At 60.7% G+C, this 17,810-nt stretch carries 15 protein-coding genes; 1 reads left to right on the top strand and 14 read right to left on the bottom strand.

The genetic code is table 11. From position 1 onward, the window contains the following. Positions 1-4: 4 nt before the first annotated feature. The 14 genes from ACILSR_RS09460 to ACILSR_RS09395 all read right to left on the bottom strand — a co-directional run bounded on the left by ACILSR_RS09460 (position 5) and on the right by ACILSR_RS09395 (position 16,419). Positions 5-808: a carboxypeptidase regulatory-like domain-containing protein gene (locus tag ACILSR_RS09460; protein WP_395749513.1), complete on the bottom strand. Its 804-nt coding sequence runs from the start codon at positions 806-808 to the stop codon at positions 5-7. Between the two features lie 12 nt (positions 809-820). After that, entirely contained in the window at positions 821-1,549 is a 729-nt protein-coding gene (locus ACILSR_RS09455) for a c-type cytochrome (RefSeq protein WP_395749512.1), read from the bottom strand. 24 nt (positions 1,550-1,573) lie between these two features. Beyond that, complete coding sequence (locus tag ACILSR_RS09450; protein ID WP_395749511.1) at positions 1,574-2,254, bottom strand: cbb3-type cytochrome c oxidase subunit II; 681 nt, start codon at positions 2,252-2,254, stop codon at positions 1,574-1,576. Further along, positions 2,251-3,735, bottom strand: coding sequence for a cbb3-type cytochrome c oxidase subunit I (locus ACILSR_RS09445; protein WP_395749510.1), 1,485 nt, complete (start codon positions 3,733-3,735; stop codon positions 2,251-2,253). The genes ACILSR_RS09450 and ACILSR_RS09445 overlap by 4 nt, the downstream gene beginning before the upstream one ends. A 3-nt stretch (positions 3,736-3,738) precedes the next feature. Continuing rightward, positions 3,739-4,197 carry a hypothetical protein gene (locus ACILSR_RS09440; RefSeq protein ID WP_395749509.1) on the bottom strand — a complete coding sequence of 153 codons (459 nt, stop codon included), beginning with the start codon at positions 4,195-4,197 and terminating at the stop codon, positions 3,739-3,741. A gap of 20 nt (positions 4,198-4,217) precedes the next feature. Further along, positions 4,218-5,555, bottom strand: coding sequence for a hypothetical protein (locus ACILSR_RS09435; protein ID WP_395749508.1), 1,338 nt, complete (start codon positions 5,553-5,555; stop codon positions 4,218-4,220). Positions 5,556-5,579: 24 nt separating this feature from the next. Then, positions 5,580-6,263, bottom strand: coding sequence for a c-type cytochrome (locus ACILSR_RS09430; protein ID WP_395749507.1), 684 nt, complete (start codon positions 6,261-6,263; stop codon positions 5,580-5,582). A gap of 18 nt (positions 6,264-6,281) precedes the next feature. After that, positions 6,282-6,881 carry a DUF3341 domain-containing protein gene (locus ACILSR_RS09425; RefSeq protein ID WP_395749506.1) on the bottom strand — a complete coding sequence of 200 codons (600 nt, stop codon included), beginning with the start codon at positions 6,879-6,881 and terminating at the stop codon, positions 6,282-6,284. Between the two features lie 21 nt (positions 6,882-6,902). Next, positions 6,903-8,375, bottom strand: a complete 1,473-nt coding sequence (gene nrfD / locus ACILSR_RS09420; protein WP_395749505.1) for an NrfD/PsrC family molybdoenzyme membrane anchor subunit — start codon at positions 8,373-8,375, stop codon at positions 6,903-6,905. A 9-nt stretch (positions 8,376-8,384) separates the two neighbouring features. Continuing rightward, a complete protein-coding gene (locus ACILSR_RS09415) occupies positions 8,385-11,669 on the bottom strand; it encodes a TAT-variant-translocated molybdopterin oxidoreductase (protein ID WP_395749504.1) in 3,285 nt (1,094 codons plus the stop codon). 22 nt (positions 11,670-11,691) lie between these two features. Next, positions 11,692-12,498: a cytochrome c3 family protein gene (locus ACILSR_RS09410; RefSeq protein ID WP_395749503.1), complete on the bottom strand. Its 807-nt coding sequence runs from the start codon at positions 12,496-12,498 to the stop codon at positions 11,692-11,694. 284 nt (positions 12,499-12,782) lie between these two features. Beyond that, positions 12,783-14,291: a phospholipase effector Tle1 domain-containing protein gene (locus tag ACILSR_RS09405; protein ID WP_395749502.1), complete on the bottom strand. Its 1,509-nt coding sequence runs from the start codon at positions 14,289-14,291 to the stop codon at positions 12,783-12,785. Positions 14,292-14,415: 124 nt separating this feature from the next. Continuing rightward, positions 14,416-15,480 (bottom strand): retropepsin-like aspartic protease, encoded by a 1,065-nt coding sequence (locus ACILSR_RS09400; RefSeq protein WP_395749501.1) that lies wholly within the window; start codon positions 15,478-15,480, stop codon positions 14,416-14,418. 45 nt (positions 15,481-15,525) lie between these two features. Further along, positions 15,526-16,419, bottom strand: coding sequence for an aspartyl protease family protein (locus tag ACILSR_RS09395; protein WP_395749500.1), 894 nt, complete (start codon positions 16,417-16,419; stop codon positions 15,526-15,528). 127 nt (positions 16,420-16,546) lie between these two features. Here ACILSR_RS09395 and ACILSR_RS09390 point away from each other — a divergent pair, with 127 nt between their 5' ends. After that, positions 16,547-17,803 carry an ABC transporter permease gene (locus ACILSR_RS09390; RefSeq protein ID WP_395749499.1) on the top strand — a complete coding sequence of 419 codons (1,257 nt, stop codon included), beginning with the start codon at positions 16,547-16,549 and terminating at the stop codon, positions 17,801-17,803. Positions 17,804-17,810 lie beyond the last annotated feature (7 nt).

Here is a 17,810-nt window from a genome sequence, read left to right as displayed (position 1 = left end):
AGGGTCAGAGGGAGTGGGCATTCGCAAAGTCGAACTCGAAGTCGGCTGTGGCTTTGCCGTCACGGACAGTGACGGTATGCGTGATGCTTTGCGGAAACTGCGGGTGCCATGCTTCGACGACATAGTCGCCGTCAGCCAGCGCACGTGAGATGGAAAAACGGCCGTCGGTGCCGGAGACGGCGGTGTGCACACCTTCATGAACATACACCCAGGCGTTCATCCAACGATGTACGTCACACTCCAGGCGGTAGATTCCGGGGGTGTTGAAAACCTTGACGTTTTCATCTCCACGGGAGGGCTGGCCGAAGTTGTCGATGTTGCTGCTCTTGCCAGGCGCCTCGTAGCGCGCGATGCGGATATTGTGGAAGGTCAGATCGTTGTTGTGGAAGCGCACGCTCTGGCCGGGCTGGATGGACAGCGTGTGCGGCACAAATTCGCACTTCGTCTGGTCCATCATCGGAGCGCTGGCGGCATTGCTGGCGCGCTGGCTGCCACGCACGGTGATCACCGCATCGGCCAGCGAGCCATCCGCCGAGACTTTCCAAGCGGGGTCCAAAATCTCACCATGCCCGGTGCAAAATGGGTTGCCTCCCACATCGACGACCTTTTTCAGCTTCGCGGGATCGGCGCCTTTCAGCGTCACCTTGCCCGTGATGCTCGTCACTTCGGCAATCTCGATGGCAGGAGAAAGTTTCACCTCCGCGGCCGCATCAGGCATCTTGCCGCAACTCACGTTGGCGATCAGCATGACGACTCCGAAGGCAGCCCAAGGTGCCTGGCGGGAGACGGTTTGCTTCACACGGGTCATCGCGGTTTGAAATTACTTGGCGGCTGGGGCGGGGGCAGCGGCGGCTGGGGCGGCAGCACCAGGGGCCTCGCCGGGGATGTCTTTCTTGGCGAAAGGTTCCAGTTCAGGCGCGGTCCACTGCGTGGTGCGTTTTTCTTCGTCACGCACCTTGGCCACCATTTCCTTGGTGATCATGCCGGCCTTGTTGCTCCAGCTGTTGCGCACGAAGGTCAGCACGTTGGCGAGATCTTCCGAGGACATCGACGCGCCGAACGGCATCATGCCGCCGGGGAAATTGTAGCCTTGGCCCTTCACGGTCACCGGACCGGTAAGACCGTGCTGCACGATGCGGACCAGACGCTCCGTACCGCCGAGCACAAATTCAGAACCATCGAGCGGAGGGTACTGGCCGGGGAGACCACCGCCATTGCCCTGATGGCAGCCACCGCAGACAGCATAGCCAGCCGCACCTTTTTTCATGGCCTTGGCAAACGGATCAGCGCCCTGGTCCTCACCGCCTTTGGTAGGACGGGGATCGCCGCTGTTGGAGCCGACAAAGAGATTGCTGGACTCGAAGCTCACGCCTCCGCCGTTCAGGATGGGGCCAAGCTGGCCACCGGCGAGGATGGCGACGAGCATGAGCAGGAACATCGCCCAAAGCGGGGCGGGCTGGCTTTCGGGAGCGAGATCTTCCTTCTCGCGCTTCACAGCAGAGTGAAGGCGGTCGAGATCGGTGCTGTCTGGATGGGCGGGTGCGCTCATGGGGCGTGCGGGTCGCGGGAGGGGCTACTTTTTGGCGGGAGAGGCAGCGACGGCTGCGCCCTGGCCGGGGACGGGATAATCCTTTTTGAGGGAGAGAAGGTATTCGACGAGGCGGTCCGCTTCAGGAGTCGGGACGACTTCGTAACCGGCGGGCGGTGCAAACTTCTTCGGCAGCTTCAGTGCGCGGCTTGAAACCGGGCCCTGCACCTTCTGCAGCTTGTAGAGGTTCTTATAGGAAGGCATCGTGCTCCAGTCATTCACCGCGCGGGGTGAATAGAGGTGCACGTGCAGGGCGTTCGCATCCGGAGCGCGCCAGCCAAAGTTGGCAAGGTCCGGACCCACGCGCTGAATGCCGAGAAGGGCGTAGCGCTCGCCGAGGTAGTCACGCAGCACGCTTGGGCGCGCAGGTGTTGCCGGGCGGGCTTCCTGATCCTGGCCCCAGCCTTTGTACCAGCCGTCCAGACCCAGCTGAATGGGGCGGATCATCTGGCTATGGCATTGGTTGCAGCCTTCGCTGATGTAAACGAGCTGCCCCTGGCCATTGATGGGCGCGGGTGGGAAGTAGCCTTCCACGCCGTCCTTTTCCTTGTCATAGGCGACGGGGGCAAGCTGCTCGTACTGCATCGCCGGGAGAACGATGAGGCACAGCCAAGGCAGCCCGAAAGAGGCGGCGAGACCGAGAATGAAGGTGCGGAAGTTCGTCATGCGTGGGCTTCGTGGGGAAGAGCGTGATCGTCATGGTGTTCGAGCAGGGTGGGGGCCGAGCTGCGGCGACCCAAGCCTGCGACCATGAGCAGGAGGTGAAGAAGGAACATGAAGTTAGAGAAGCTGATGAGCGCCCAGGCCACCGCGCGGGAAACCACATACGGGCGGGAGTTTACGACGTGATTCATGAAGGTCTGGTCCCAGTGCTCAGGATCATTCAGATCCACGCCCTGCTGCCAGCCGGCCACCAGGCTCATGATGACAATGGTGCTGACGCCATACACAGAGAACCAGAAGTGGTTGCGGATGAGGCGGACGCTCAGCCATTCACAGCCGGAGAGGCGGGGGACGATGTAGTAGATGGCGCCGAAGACGCACATGCTGAAGAATCCGTACACGCTGACCGTCTGGAAGGCATACCAGGACTGGGTGAACTGCATGTTCGCACCCGTCCAGAAGGCCGAGTTCAGCGCGAGCACCAAGCCGGAGACGGGATAGAAGATCGCTCCGAAGAAGATGAATCGCAGCGTGGGGCTGGTAGCCACGGCGCTGTGCTTGCCCAAAGTGGTGAGGTGATGGTTCAGTCCAACGAGACCCACCGGGATCAGCAGCAGCACGCCGGTGCAGGCGCCGACAGAGGTCATCCAGGCTGGCAGCGGGCCGCCCATGTATTTCTGCATTCCTGTCCAGCCGCCGAGGATGGCCAGACTCCAGAATCCAGCAGAGGCGAGCTGGGCGGAGGCGATGGGCTGTCCGGTGATCTTCGGAATGAAGTAGTAGGCTGCACCCACGCCAACAGGCACGAAGAACAGCAGGATCACCGCGTGGATATACCAGGCGTCAATGCCGGCACCAATGGCTCCGAGGCCTGGCAGGCAATGCAGCGCGACATTGGCGGTGATGAAGATCCAGGGGAACCAGAAGCAGGCACCAAGGATGTACCAGGTGCTGACCATGAAGCCCTCAGGACGGAAAGCGCGGCCAAACATGCGGGCGATCGGCCAGGCGTAGCAGAGGAAGCAGGTCAGCAGCACGGGCCAGACGAACTTGGGCATCTCCAGCCACTCGATCGAGGTGCTCTTTCCACAAAGGATCGCGAGAATGCCGATGGTGATGGTGATGTTCCAGAAGACACCGGCGGTGATGAGGAGGCTCTTGCCGCCCTTGAGCTCCTGACCGGAACGGCGGGCCATGATCCAAAGCATCACACCGAGTGCCGCCTGGACGCCCCAGCCATACACCAGCGCATTGATGTGCGCAGGCTGCAGTCGGCCGTAGGAGATGTAAGCGCAGTCTCCCATGAACTCAGGCTCCACCAGCTTGATCGCGGCGAGAACGCCGAGCAGCGTGGAGAGCATGAGCCAGAAGGCTCCGTTGGTGAAGAGGAAGAGCACAGGGCCTTTCACCGACTTGTCGATCGCCGCGCGGCGAAGGTTGTCGGCCTGAAGGTCTGTGTCAGGGGTGGCGGGAGTGGTCTGCATGACTTACTTGGGCGGAGCGGGTGCGGCAGGGGCGGGGGCGGGAGCTGCGGGAGGAGCGGCTGGTGCCGCAGCAGGAGCAGGTGCAGCCGGGGGCGTTCCTCCTGCGGCTGGGGCGGGAGCTGGCGCTGGCGCCGCAGCAGCCTGCTTGAGCTGAGTGGGCGATCCTGGGACCACTTGCTTGCTAGCAGTCTCGCTCCTCTTCTTTGCGATATCATCAAATGCGTCCTTAAACACCTTCTTCTTGTTCTCAGGGTCGCTCAGACCCAGGCTGGAAATGTTCTTCGCCTGTGCGGCAAGGATTTCAGCCGTGTTGTTGTGGCGCTCCTGCTCGCGCGGGTCAAAGCCCTGCTTCGAGTCACTGACGGCCTGGATGAGGATGAAGAGCACGGCGAAGCCTGCGAAGGCTCCGAGCACCCACGTGAAGGTGGCTCCGGCTTTTTTGGGTTGATCGGGCTGCGACATGGAAAATCGGGGTCGGGGAATCAGTTGACGACGTTGACGGACTCGATGAGGCGCGGATCACGCCATGGATACAGGCTGTACTTGGCCAGGCTGCGGAGGTAGAGGAAGCCCATGGTGCCAAACACTGCGAGCAGCGCGGCGATGTCCTGCACCCAAGCTCCACTTGAGAAGACGCCATCGCCAAGGGAAGGACCACGCTCAGGGATCACGATCCAGTAGATGTCCACCAGGTGCATGAAGAGGATCCAGAGACAGCCAAGGCTGATCACCACCGGGTTCTTCTTGCGCTTCTGGGACAGGAGGAACAGGAACGGACCGATGAAGTGCCCAAGCAGGATGAAGATGGACACGTAGCGCCATTCTTCCGTGTTACGGGTCAGGTAAAAGCGGGTTTCTTCCGTGACGTTCGCATACCAGATGAGGAAATACTGGCTGAAGGAGATGTAGGCCCAGAACACCGTGAAGGCGAACAGCAGCTTGCCCATCAGATGGTAGTGCTCTTCCGTGACGACCTTCTGCAGGTAGCCAAGGCTGCGCAGCCAGCTGACCACCAGGATGGACACCGCCATCGAGGACCAGGCGCAGCCCGCGAAGATGTAAACACCCCACATGGTGGAGAACCAGTTGTAGTCCAGACCCACCAGCCAGTCATAGGCCGCGAAGGTCACGGCCAATGCGAACGGCAGAAGCACGATGCAGGAGAACTGGCGGGACCAGATGGTATGCTTGATGTCACCATCCTGCTCCTGCTTCACAGACCTGCCACGCAGAGTGCGGGCGATGACCCAGAGAATGAGGAAATAGAGCACGAAACGCACCTGCCAGCTGAACGCGGAGCTGAGGGTGAAAGCGCCAAAATGCTCCGTGAGGTTCATGTAGCCAAACTTGGAAACAAGCACATGCAGGTGCGGATTGTCCTGCGCCATGTGATGGAGCGCCTCCCTCACCGTGCCTCCATGCTCGCTCGCCTGCTTGGCTGCTGCGCGATGATGATTCATCCACTCATAGAGCGGTGACTGCACCGCAGGGATGAGCAGCGGGGAGGTCAGGAGCGCCAGAGGAAGGATCATGTTGGCCAGGTTTTCCCAGATGCGGCGCACCGCAACTCCCCAGCTCGAGTTCGAAGCGCTGTGGAGCAGGATCCAGAAGCAGCCACCGACCACGAAGGTGAAGGTGAAGAAGATCGCAAACAGCCAGGAGTAGGCGAAGGTGTCCGTGTTCTTAAAGAAGAAGTAGGCCGAAGCCAGGAGACCGAAGAGACCCAGAAGGCCCAGCGTACCAATGAGCTTGCCGCCCTTGGCTGGTTCGAATTTTTCTCCGCCCTGGGGCAGATCGTTAAAGGTGACGTGGTGACTCATGCCGGGATTCGCGTGATCGGGCCGTTACTGAAGGGGAAGGGTGACTTTGGACTCTTGCGCAGCGAACTGCAGGGTGCGGATGTAGGCCACGATGGCCCAGCGGTCCTGCACGGTGATGTTGCCGCCGTAGCTGCCCATCAGGCCTTTGCCGTTGGTGATGACATCAAAGATGGCACCATCCGCGCGGTAGGCTGCGGCATTGGCAGGGTCCAGATTGCCGGCCTGCTGGAAATTAAAGGCCGTGAGAATGCCATACTTGGAGGTCACACCCTTGCCGTTCCCGGAGATGCCGTGGCAGATGGCGCAGTTGATGTTGTAGCGCTGCTCGCCGCGTTTGATGAAATCCACGGTGAAAAGCTCCTTGTCTCCGGTGATTTCCTTGGGCAGTCCGTCGCCGTAGTAGTCGCCCATTTTGCCGGTGTCGTAATAGCCCAGACCGCTGGAGAAGCCCACGCGCGAAGGCTTGGCTCCGTCCACCGCTGGCTTGGAGGGGATTTCAAAACCCATCGGCAGCGTGCCTTTGACCGGCAGGCGTGCTCCGCGGCCGTCTGCGAAGAATTCGCTGCTGGCCTGGTACTTGACCTTGGCCTGTTGGTCCATGTCAGGCAGGATTTCGAGCGGCGGCAGTTCGGACTTGCTGCCGCGGAATCCAAACGCGCTCACGATGATCGCGCCGACAAAAATGTAGCTGAGAAAGAAGTACTTCATGGTGCGGGTAAGCGAGGCTTAGATTTCGTCCTCCACGAGTTCGATGTTCTTGCCGCCGGCTTTTTCGAGAAGGCTCTTGGTGCCTTCCTGGGAGAATTTGGGGTCGCGGGCTTCGATGCAGACGAAGAAGCCGTCGTCGGAGAACTTGCTGAAGTTCTTGGAGACAAACAGCGGATGGTTCCAGCGTGGCAGGCCGATGAGCGCCAGCAGGCCGAACAGGGTGGTGAAGGCGCTGAAGAGAATCGTCAGCTCAAACATCACCGGGAAGAAGGCCGGAAGGGTCCAGATGTCGGTGGGCTTGCCCTGCACCACGGTCGGGTAGGTTTCCACGATCTTCTGCAGGAAACCGAGGCCGATGTGGCTCCAGAAGTTCGTCTGCGTGATCGTTTCCAGGGTGAAGGCCACCGTGGTGCCGGTGATGCCGCCGCAGAAGACGAGCATTGGCAGTTTGGAGCGGGGATTGCCCATGGCTTCGTCCATTCCGTGAATGGGGAAGGGGGAATGGACGTCCCAGCGCTGATAACCGGCATCGCGCACATGCTCAGCGGCATGGTAGAGGTCCTTCACGCTGTCAAATTCAGCGAGGTAGCCGTGGACTCGTTTGAGGGTGGTGCTCACAGTCGGGGTGCGGTTAATTGGTTAGGCGGCGGTGGCAACGGGTTTCGGGACGTGGCGGTCAGGATAGTCCATGAGGTCCTCCTCCTGGATGCCCTTCTCAGCATGGTCGTCGGCGTGTGCGTTCGACTGTGGCAGGACGCCCTTCACTTCTCCGATGGCGATGACCGGCAGGAAGCGCAGGAACAAAAGGAACAGCATCATGAAAAAGCCGAAAGTGCCGAGGAAGGTGTACTTATCCACCCAGGTGGCCTCATACACGCGCCAGGAGCCTGGCATCATGTGGCGCTCCAGCGTGGTGGCGATGATGACGTAGCGCTCAAACCACATGCCGGCGTTCACGAACATGCAGACGATCATGACGACCCACACATTGTGGCGGCACCAGCGGCTCCAGAAGAGCTGCGGGGCAAACACGTTGCAGCTGAACATCCAGTAGTAGGCCCAGGTGGAGGGACCGGTCAGACCGCGCAGGGTGAAGGCGGCGGCTTCATACGGATTGGCGCTGTAGTAGGCCACGAAGAGCTCCATGCAGTAGGCGTAACCGACGATCGTGCCCGTGAGCAGGATGATCTTGGCCATGTTGTCCACGTGCTTTGGCGTGATGAGGTCGTCCAGGCCGTAGATGCGGCGCACTGGAAGCATGAGCGTCAGCACCATGGCGAAACCGCCGAAGATGGCGCCAGCCACGAAGTAGGGCGGGAAGATGGTGGTGTGCCAGCCGGGAACCACGGAGGTGGCGAAGTCGAAGGACACGACGGAGTGCACGGAGAGCACCAGCGGTGTGGAGAGAGCGGCCAGCAGCATGTAAGCCGTCTCATAGTGGCTCCAGTGGCGGTTGCCACCGCGCCAGCCGAGGGCGAACAGGCCGTAAAGGAACTTCTTCAGGCCCGGGCGGCAGCGGTCGCGCAGCGTGGCAAGGTCAGGCACGAGGCCCAGGAACCAGAACACGAGGGAGACGGAGAAGTAGGTCGAAACCGCGAACACGTCCCAGAGCAGGGGAGACTTGAAGTTCTGCCAGATGGCGTTGGCGTTCGGGATCGGTGCCAGGAACCACACCATCCACACACGACCGACGTGGAAGGCCGGGAAGAGACCGGCGCACATCACGGCGAAGATCGTCATGGCTTCTGCAGCGCGGTTCACAGACGTACGCCATTTCTGGCGGGTCAGGAACAAGATGGCGGAAATGAGCGTTCCGGCGTGGCCGATACCGATCCAGAACACGAAGTTCGTGATGTCCCAGGCCCAGGCGACTGGCTGCTTCTGACCCCACACACCGACGCCGGTGGAAATGAGATAGGTGAAGCAGAACACCATGAGTCCTGTCAGCAGCACGGAAGGGACGAACAGGATCCACCAGAGGGCGGGCTGCTTGTTTTCCACGATGCCGCAGATGCGGTTCGTGATCCAGGAATAGGAACGGTTGTTCAGCACCAGCGGCTCGCGGTCAAGGATGCGAGGCGTGGTGTTTGTAGCTGTGGCGGAGGCGTCCATGTGTCCGGTTTAGAATTGGTTGTTGCTCCACACGGCGATGTTTTCTGCGCCGGGCATGTTCTTGTTCGGATTGCGCAGACGGGCGAGGTAGCTCGTGCGCGGGCGGGTGCCGATGTATTTGAGCAACTGGTAGTCGCGTGGGGAGGCCTTTGACTTGGCCACCGCGGAGTTTGCATCGCCCAGATCGCCGAAGATGATGGCTTCTGCCGGGCAGGCCTGCTGGCAGGCGGATTTGACCGTGTCGGTCGGCACGCGGAAGTTCTTCGAGTCGCGCTGCACCTGCTTCTGCAGGATCTTGGCAGATTCCAGACGCTGCACGCAGTAGGTGCACTTCTCGATGACACCACGCATGCGGACGGTGACGTTCGGATTGCGCTGGAGGCGGAGGCTTTCGTCTTCCTTCTTCTCGCCGAGCGGGCCGGCGTAGAGGTTTCCGACGGTCATGCCGAGCACCTTCGTGTCGATCAACGGATTGCGCTTGTTGTAGTCGAACCAGTTGAAGCGGCGGGCGGTGTAAGGGCAGTTGTTCGCGCAGTAGCGGGTGCCGATGCAGCGGTTGTAGGCCATCGCGTTGAGGCCGTCCGGCGTGTGGACGGTGGCGTTCACCGGGCAGACGGTTTCGCATGGAGCCGCTTCGCACTGCTGGCAGGCCACGGGCTGGTGCACCATTTCGGCGTTTTCCAGCTGCTCGGGGGTGGCGTTGTCTTCGGGGAAGGTGCTTTCCTGCTCGACGTTGTTCTTGCCCCACTTCGGCACGGCGAAGTAGCGGTCCATGCGGATCCACTGCATCACGCGGCCCTTGCGGACCTGGTCTTTGCCGACCACGGGAATGTTGTTTTCGCTCTGGCAGGCGATGATGCAGGCCGTGCAGCCAATGCACTTGCTCAGATCGATCGTCATGCCCCACTGGTGCTGCTTCTCGTAGTCGAAGCCGTCCGGATTCTCCTCGGACTTCACGCCCACCTGGCCTTTGTAGAAGGAGATGTTTTCAGGGATGTGGCCGTCCATGCCCGTCTTCTGGGCAAAGGCCGTGTCCTTGTTGAAGGTGTCCAGCGTGCCTTCGCGATACAGCGCGCGCCCTTCCATCGTGTTCTGGTCCTGCGTGATGGCAAGTTCAGCGACGGTGGCGAGCACTTCGATCTTGGCACCGCCCAGAACAAAGGAGCCGGGCTGCTTGCGCAGCGCGTAGGCGTTCACCCCGCGGCTGCCGCCGACCACGCCGATGCCTTCCTGGCCGTAGCCAAGGGGCAGGGTGATGGAGTTGGAAACATGGCCCGGGGCTTCGATCGCCGGGATTTCGACGGACGCGCCACCTACGGTAATTTTGACATGCTGGCCGTCTTTGAGACCCAGACGCTGGAAGGTGGCGGAACCGATCCATGCCGCGTTTTCCCAGGTGAGCTTAGTCACGGGATCCGGCGCTTCCTGCAGCCAGGCGTTGTTGGCATAACGACCGTCATAGACGCTGGAGTCAGCCACGAGCACCACTTCAGGTGCTTCTGCCGTGGGAGCAGTTGCAGCGGCGGCCTTGCTCACGATGCCACCCACAGCGGCGGTGTTCGGAGTGCTGGTGGCCTTGGCGAAGGCGGAACCTTTGAGGAAACCGTCGCGCAGGGTGAAATTCCATTTCGTTTCATCCAGGCTGCCTGCCACGGTGGCGAAGGTGTCGCGCACGGCGGTGTGGGCTGGATCTTCAGCGGGGGCTGCGGGCGCGGCTGGAGCAGCACCGGCGGCGGCTGGTGCGGCGGCTTCGGCCGGGCCCAGCTTCTTGCGGCCGAGAAGGGCCAGGAGCATCTCCACACGGCTGGCTCCATCATACAATGGCGCAATCATCGGCTGGATGACGGAGTAGGTGCCGTCAGCGGCACGCACGTCTCCCCAGACTTCGAGATAATGGGCAGCCGGGATGTGCAGCGCGGCCTGCGTGGCCGTGGCATTCTTCAGCGTGCCGAGGTGAATCAGATTCACTTTCTTCTCCTTCAGGAGCTTGGGCAGCTCCGCTGCGTCTGGCGCATCGTAGAAGAGATTGGCAGAAGTCAGCGAGACGAGAGTTTTGAGCTGGCCGCCAGAGATGGCTGCCTGCAGATCGGCGTAGGAGCCGAGTTCAGGGCCGGCGGGGGACTGCAGCAGATCCACGACGGTGCCGTAGGCGCCCAGCAGGCTGTTGATCGAGGCCACCAGGGCGTGCACTTCAGCACCGTAACGGGAACCTGCGAGAACAACGGACTTGCCCTTGTTGTCGATCAAATCACGCACGGCGGGTGCGATCCAGTTCTTGAGATCTTCCGAAGCCGTGTCAGCCAGGGCCTTGGCGGAAGTGTCTCCGAGCTGTGAGGCAATCAGCGCTGCTGCCACCGGGATCAGGCTGGCTGCGAGCGGCTTGCGATGATCGGCCATGGCGCCGGTCAGCGTGTAGCGGTTTTCAAGAGAGTAGAGACGGTTCATCTCCGCCTCAGGAGTGGACTTGTCTGCGGCGCGCTTCTTGGTGAAGGCGGAGATCGGCTCGCCCGCGACCGGGTCCACGCCGAGGAAATCGCAGTCCAGCGAGAGGATGCGCATCGCTGAGCCAAACTTCACAAAGGTTTTCACGCCGGCACCAAGGACTTCCTTGTTTGCCGCGGCCTGGCCTTCGCCACCGAGGGCTTCATACTGGTAGAATTTGACCTGCGGATACGCGGTCTTCAGCTCGCCCAGGAGGCGCTGATACGTTGGCGAAGAGGAGCTGCCCATCACGATGCCAAGGCTGGCACCCGAGGATTTCTTTGCTTCTTCGACGGCCTTGCCCAGCAAATCGTTGGCCTTGGCCCAGGAAAGTTCCTTGCCTTCGCCCATCGGCTTCTGCGAGCGCTCTGGGTCGTAAAGATCGAGCACGGAGGCCTGTGCAAAGCTGCTGAGACCACCGCCCACAGGGTGCAGAGGATTTCCAGCAAGGTGGGTCGGACGGCCTTCATGGGTCGTGACCACCAGCGGCACGGCACCGCCATGCTGCGGCATCGTTGTGGCATACAGAAGGGACTTGCCGGGAATCATCCACTCCACGTGCTGGGTGTACGGGAGGATGTTGATGATGGGGCGGCGGCAGCTTGCCAGACCCATCATGCCCACGCTCGCGCCCATGATCTTCAAAAAGTCACGGCGGCTGTTCTCACGCTCTTCTTCATTGAGCGTGTCTCCCGCAGGGAATTCACGGCCCAGATTTTTCAAGAAATCTTCACGGCGGTCCAGTTCCGCGACACTGCGCCAGTAGCGCTTGGCGTTTTGCGGCTCCTCAGGATGCTTCCAAATTTTTTTCATGTGTCAGAAAAAGGGGCGCGGGTTAGCGATGGCAGGCGGTGCAGGATTCCGGCGGCTGAATCTGCCAGTGCTTCTTGATCTGGGTGCCCACTTCAGTCTGGGTCACTTGTTTGCCGTAAGTCTTTTCGGCCAGGGCAAGGATGTCTTCGATGCCTTTGGCTGTGGCACCTTCACCGCCGATGGTGGTGGCGATTTCGTCCACTGGCACGTTCTTGTCGATCAGGCCTTGGTAGAAATCCGCGCGCTTCAGGTCGCTCGGCTTGTAATTCAGATTGGTGATCTGCTCCAGCGGGCGCAGGTTCTTCTCAGGATTGCGGTGGCAGTCAAGGCACCAGCCCATGGACTGCGGCTGATCGTGACGCACGACTTCCATCTCGTTGATCTTGCCGTGGCAGTTCACGCAGGAGATGCCGCGGTTGAGGTGGGCGCTGTGGTTGAAATAAACGTAGTCAGGCGCCTTGTGCACTTTCACCCATGGGATGGACTTGCCGGTTTCGTTGGCTTTCACGACCATCTCCAGCTTGGGCGAATTGCTGCGGATGTTGCCCTTGCCTGGTCCATGGCAGTTGAAGCAGGTCTGGTTGGTGGGGACGTTCGAGTGGCCCGAGGTCTCGGCAAAACTGTGGCAGTAACGGCAGTCGAGTGCCAGCTGGCCTGCGTGAATCTTGTGTGAAAACGGCACCGGCTGCGTCGGTTCATATCCTACGCGAGTGTACTTCGGTGTGAAGTAGTAGGCAATGCCAGCACTCACGCCGAAGGCAATGAACACGACGGCAATGGCGAGCTTGAGCGGCAGCCAGTTGGTCCAACGCGGAAAAAAGTTACCCATAGAAAGTGTCGGCAGATGAGCTTGTGAAAAATTTCACAAGGAGTTTCAGAATAGAAAGCAGGGAGCACCTTTGCAACCGTCATCTGTAATTTTTTTGAACTTTTGTATGCAAGGCTTGTCTTGTTGCGAACCCGTCGCAAAAAATCTGCTTTTTGGCCTGTTTTTCCCTGTTCCATCGGCCCTTTGAGGTGGCACTGGCCCTTCCCCCGGTCGCATCGCGTGGTTTCTTCCTTCAAAATATGTCCCGTTTCACCCTCTTGGTGATGGCGCGGCGAAGGTTGGTTTCAGGGTTTGACGGCTTTTTTGGGCGCGGTCGCGGGCGGAGTTTCCTTTTTTGTGTGGGACTTGGGGACTTCATTCCACGCCGCTGCCATCTGGCTGATCGAAAGCGGTCCCACGGCTTTCTTCCCGGATTCGGGCAGGGATTCCTCATAGCCAACACGGTCGTCATGAAGCACGAGACCCAGCTTGCGCAGATACTCCTCCTGCGCAGGGCGCCCCTTGCCAGCCTCGGACACTTTCAGAATTTGTCCTGCCCCAGGCCCGCCCACGACCGGGTTGGAGGTGGCATACACTTTATAGCGCCGGCCTTCCTCCGGATGGCGCTCGCCATCGGCACGGCGGAAGGCTGTGCGATCGATCCAGGCCCCCGCGGGAACTTTCCGCGCCACGTTCTTGCTGGTCAGCTTGTGCATCCACGCATCTTCCGGATGGTGCATGATGGCCAGCGGATCGTCATACACGATCGTGGGCTTTGAAGTGATGCCGCGCTGCTTCATGATGCGGTGCAGCCAGTTGAGGGAAATGCCCGCCATGTCATTGGAGTCGCTGTAGCCGCCGCCCACGTCCGAGTGGACGCCCGGAAACCAGACCTCATAGACATTCGTGGCGGCTGGGTCCACCGGAGCACCTACCAGCAGAGGCTCGAACTTGCTGCGGCGATCATCCAGCGACAGTGCGTGTACGACCGTTTCCACGTTCGGGTAGGGCCTCACTTTGTACAGCTGCCGTCCTTTCTCCGGCTCGCCCAGGGAGCTTAGCTTCGAAAACGGCAGTCCGGGCACCGTGTCCCAGACAGCCAGCAGCTTGATGGACGGCTTGCCCCATTGAAAGTGCGGATGCCGCGCGCTCATCGCAGCCTGCAGGCTCTTCTGATTGGCGGCCAGGCGATTCCGCCACACCGCAGGGCCGCCGGCCGCCTCCTGCTGCGTGGGATCGGTCAGGTTCTTCTCACAATAGGCCCAGACATCCTCTGCCAGGCGGTCCAGTTCAGCCTCCTCAGTCTCGCTCAGCTTCGAGGATGCCCTGCCTTCCCAGCCCGGCAGGCGGGGAAGCCCGCAATGCGCCATGAACCCGGCAAGCATCCGCGCCTGGAAGGCCCCTCGGCTAAAGCCAAAAACGAGAATCTGGTCGGCATCCTCGGATTTCCCATTTCCACGGCGCCAGTTGCGGGCCAGAAATTTGTACGCCGCCAGCACCCGGGACTTCATGCCCACGCCAAAGATCTTGCCGCTAAGGCTGTCCGTTCCCACGCCTTCGATGTACAGGCAGGGCCGCGCAGGATCCTCGGGCTGCGCCGCCACTTCAAAGCGCCGGCGTACATTGGTCCGCGCCGACCAGTCATTGGAAGTCCCGTCAAAATAGATCTCAATCTGCCGCGGCCTCTCCCGGTCGTGCTTTGTCAAAATCCGCGGCGTCTCCGGATTCGGAACCGGCTGCACCTGGTAGGTCCGGCAGGAGGAGAGCAGCACAAGCAAAACGGCGAGAAATTGGCAGAGGGAAGTGGACTTCATTTTTGAAATCCTGAAACAGGACCGCTGTGGAAACAAGCATTATGCACGTTTTTACACGCTTTTCTCAGTTTCGTGCCTAAGCCATATAGCGTAAAGCTCTCCAGCGAACTTTAATTCTGAAGTTTCAACCCCACTCCACCCACAGCAGCTTGTGCTCAAAGTCCAGGGTCACACGGTAGTCTTCCAGCAGGTACGTCCCCAGGCGCGACGGCCCCGGCATCACGTCCACCTGCGCAAAAGGGTAATACGAGCCAAACAGCCCCAGTGCCTGAAACTCCAGCACCCTTACATTCGCCTCCCTCGGTGTCTGTGCCCCGCCCACCCCCGTGATCAAATAGTTCCCGCCCACATGCCAGCCGCCGTTCTTCCAACCCAGCATTTCCGCGATGCGCCGATCCAGCTGCACGCCGAACACGGACCCCGAGTCCACCACGGCCTCCCAGCTCATCTTGCCGTACTTCAGCAGTGTTGTCGGCACGCCATGGCTCATGTTCAGGCTCGCCTTGTGCACATGCTTGCGCACCGGCCCGGCGTAGCTGCGGGTGAAGCCAAACTCCACTTTCTCCTTTAAAAAGTCGAGCGTCAGGTACTTGCAGCGGCTGGCCACGAGGTTCACGCCCAGCACGGAGATCCCCAGCTTCTCCTTGAGAATCCCGGTGCCAATGGCCGTGCGCTGCATGCGGATGATGCAGGGCAGATTCTCCACCCGCCAGCTGCCGATCTGCAGAGTCGGAATGAACGCCGCCATGCCCGGCTCCGTGCCCAGCACGCCCGCCATCTTGGGCCGCACCTGCGGTACCGTGCGCAGGCCGTACTCCACCGCCTGCTCCGCATCAAAGACGCTGTAGGTAGCCCCCGTGTCGAACATCAGCTTCCTGTCCTTCTGCCCGTTAAAGCTCACTTTGATGTACGGCACGCCACGCTCATAGTACATCGGCACCTGCAGCACCCCCTCGGGTGGCGGCAGACTGTTCGTTTTCATGCTCACCCCGCCTTTCGGCGTCAGCTTGATCTGCGCAGCCGGAATCGCCTGCGCGTGCAGCTTCTTTTGCAGCTCCTCCGGCACCGCCTCGTTCTTGATCGCAAACGTCTCGGCACAACCCGCAAGGCATGCCATTGCGGCGGCCGTCAGCGCTGGTTTTAAGACACTGGTAAAACGAAGGCGGATCATCGGGCAAAAGCTGTCCATGTCAGAGTTGCGGCTGTCAACCACCGCCAGCGTCAGGAGTTGTGCTCAACGTTCCAGCCAGAGCGCATTTCCTCGAAAATCCACCGTCAGCCGCGTGCCCTGCCAGAACCGCGAGCCGATGCGCTTGGGTCCGGGCATCACATACAACGTCGCCCCCGGATGCGTCTCCCCGCAAAGCGTGGCCGCCGGCACCTGAATGGTGCGCGCGCCTGCCTTGTCCGCTCTCACGCTGCCGCCCACCCCGCTCAGGATCAAGCCCTCCCCCAAGCCCATGCCGTCGTGCGCATGCCCCAGCTTTGCAGCAGTGCTTTGATCAATGACAATGCCCCAGGAGGACCCCGAGTCCACCACCGCGTCCCACGCCAGCCCGCCGCAGCTCACACGCACAATGGGCATGCCGTTCATCCAGCGCAACGGCGTCCGCGTCACCACACCGCTCGTGGGCTGAAACGGGCGCGAGAAACCCAGCTCCACCATGTTGCTGCGGTAATCAATCGTCATAAAACTGCACTGCCGCCGCAGGTGATCCATCCCCAGGATCGCGCTGCCCAAGCCCCCGATCCGAAAGCTCGGGCTGCCACGCACCAGACACGGCACGTTCATGGTGTGCCATGCGCCGAGATCGAGAGTGCGCATCATCGCCTGGCTTGCCCCCGTCGTGCCATGCACCCCCTGCACCTGCACCCTGCGCCCCCCCAGCGGAATGAGACCGCAGTTCGTGGCCACCTCCGGCTCAAAGACACTCATCGTCGCACCCGTGTCCAGCAGCAGCGGCAGAGCATTCTGCCCGTTGATCCGGCCCATCACATGCGGCGTCCCCGCCCGAAACCGCACCGGCACCGCCACCTCCGCCGCCGGATTCTGCGGCATCCCCGGCAGAAACGGCATCGCGCACGAGGAAAGCAGACACAGCGTCAGCAGAGCAGAGATCGTTTTCATGCGTTTTTTCCATGTGTAACGCCTTTCCGCCCGTTCGCATCCTGTCGTTCTGCGCAAATCACACACAAATCCTTGTGCGCAGCGGCGTATTGTCTGAGGTTTCCGTTCTCCTCCCGCCAACCGCCTCATGCGCGACTACTTCATCCGCCGCTTTTTACTCATCATCCCGACTCTGATCGGGGCGACGCTGGTGGTATTCTTCATCACACGCATCACACCTGGCGGGCCGTTGGAGGCTGCGCTCCAAAGAGCTGCCTCCATGCAGGCAGAACGTGGCATGAAGGACGCCGGCGCCTCTCTCAGTGAAGAGCAAAAGGAGGAAATGGCCGCCTACTACGGCTTTGACCGTTCGTTCGTTCCCGCCTACCTCGCCTGGCTCGGCGTGCTTCCCAAAGAAGGGGACAAGCGCTTCATCAAGTTCGACAAGGACGTGCAGGAGCAGGCCTTGACGCTTCAGGAACTCCTCCCGCGCGAACAATGGAAACCCAACAATGCCTACCGCATCATCCAGGCCAAAGTGACGCGGGATGGCAAACTGACCGCCGACAATCCCAAGGATGTCGAAAACTGGAGGACGCGCGCAGAGAAAGAAAAGAACCGTGTCCAGATCTTCCGCCCGAAGTTCGACGGCCTCCTCCAAGGCAGTCTGGGCATCTCCACCCGCTACAACGACTATGTCTCAAACATGATCCGCGAGCGCATGCCCATCTCCATTTTCTACGGTCTGGCCTCGTTTTTCATCGTCTATGTCGTCTGCATACCCCTTGGCATTCTCAAAGCCATCCAGCACCGCACCGTGCTCGACAACGTGAGCTCCGTGCTCATCTTTGTGGGGTATGCGATTCCCGGCTTCGTGCTGGCCAGCGTCTTGGTGGTGTATCTCGCGGCACGCCTCCACTGGTTTCCCACCGGCGGATTTATCAGTGAAAACTTCGACTCCCTGAGCCTGGGCGGCAAAATCTGGGACGTGGTGCACCATGCCTTCCTGCCGCTGGTCTGCTACCTCATCGGCAGCTTCGCCTTCATGACCATGCTGGTAAAAAACAACCTGATGGACAATCTCGCTGCGGATTACGTGCGCACCGCCATCGCCAAAGGTGCCAGCTTCAAGCGTGCCGTGCTGGTGCATGCTATGAGAAACTCCCTCATCCCGCTTGCGACGACGCTGGGGCACGTTGTCTCGATTTTCCTGGCCGGATCGTTTCTGATCGAAATGATTTTTGAGATCAACGGCATCGGCCTGCTGGGTTACACCAGCATTCTGGATCGTGACTATCCGGTGGTGATGGGTCTCCTCGTCATCCAGGTGCTGCTGCTGATCGTTGGCAATATTCTTTCCGACTACTTTGTGGCGCTGACGGATCCGCGCATTCGCTTCGAGTAAATCCCCC

Source organism: Prosthecobacter sp. (genome assembly GCF_044222565.1).
Lineage (GTDB): Bacteria > Verrucomicrobiota > Verrucomicrobiia > Verrucomicrobiales > Verrucomicrobiaceae > Prosthecobacter.
The sequence above is the reverse complement of the archived record's forward strand: the minus strand, read 5'-3'. Positions and strand labels throughout refer to the sequence as shown.

Coding starts and splice junctions, on each gene's coding strand:
- ACILSR_RS09405 (WP_395749502.1), bottom strand. CDS start 14,291: ATGAAGTCCACTTCCCTCTGCCAATTTCTCGCCGTTTTGCTTGTGCTG.
- ACILSR_RS09455 (WP_395749512.1), bottom strand. CDS start 1,549: ATGAGCGCACCCGCCCATCCAGACAGCACCGATCTCGACCGCCTTCAC.
- ACILSR_RS09395 (WP_395749500.1), bottom strand. CDS start 16,419: ATGAAAACGATCTCTGCTCTGCTGACGCTGTGTCTGCTTTCCTCGTGC.
- ACILSR_RS09390 (WP_395749499.1), top strand. CDS start 16,547: ATGCGCGACTACTTCATCCGCCGCTTTTTACTCATCATCCCGACTCTG.
- ACILSR_RS09460 (WP_395749513.1), bottom strand. CDS start 808: ATGACCCGTGTGAAGCAAACCGTCTCCCGCCAGGCACCTTGGGCTGCC.
- ACILSR_RS09450 (WP_395749511.1), bottom strand. CDS start 2,254: ATGACGAACTTCCGCACCTTCATTCTCGGTCTCGCCGCCTCTTTCGGG.
- ACILSR_RS09430 (WP_395749507.1), bottom strand. CDS start 6,263: ATGAAGTACTTCTTTCTCAGCTACATTTTTGTCGGCGCGATCATCGTG.
- ACILSR_RS09445 (WP_395749510.1), bottom strand. CDS start 3,735: ATGCAGACCACTCCCGCCACCCCTGACACAGACCTTCAGGCCGACAAC.
- ACILSR_RS09440 (WP_395749509.1), bottom strand. CDS start 4,197: ATGTCGCAGCCCGATCAACCCAAAAAAGCCGGAGCCACCTTCACGTGG.
- ACILSR_RS09410 (WP_395749503.1), bottom strand. CDS start 12,498: ATGGGTAACTTTTTTCCGCGTTGGACCAACTGGCTGCCGCTCAAGCTC.
- ACILSR_RS09415 (WP_395749504.1), bottom strand. CDS start 11,669: ATGAAAAAAATTTGGAAGCATCCTGAGGAGCCGCAAAACGCCAAGCGC.
- ACILSR_RS09400 (WP_395749501.1), bottom strand. CDS start 15,480: ATGGACAGCTTTTGCCCGATGATCCGCCTTCGTTTTACCAGTGTCTTA.
- ACILSR_RS09435 (WP_395749508.1), bottom strand. CDS start 5,555: ATGAGTCACCACGTCACCTTTAACGATCTGCCCCAGGGCGGAGAAAAA.
- nrfD (WP_395749505.1), bottom strand. CDS start 8,375: ATGGACGCCTCCGCCACAGCTACAAACACCACGCCTCGCATCCTTGAC.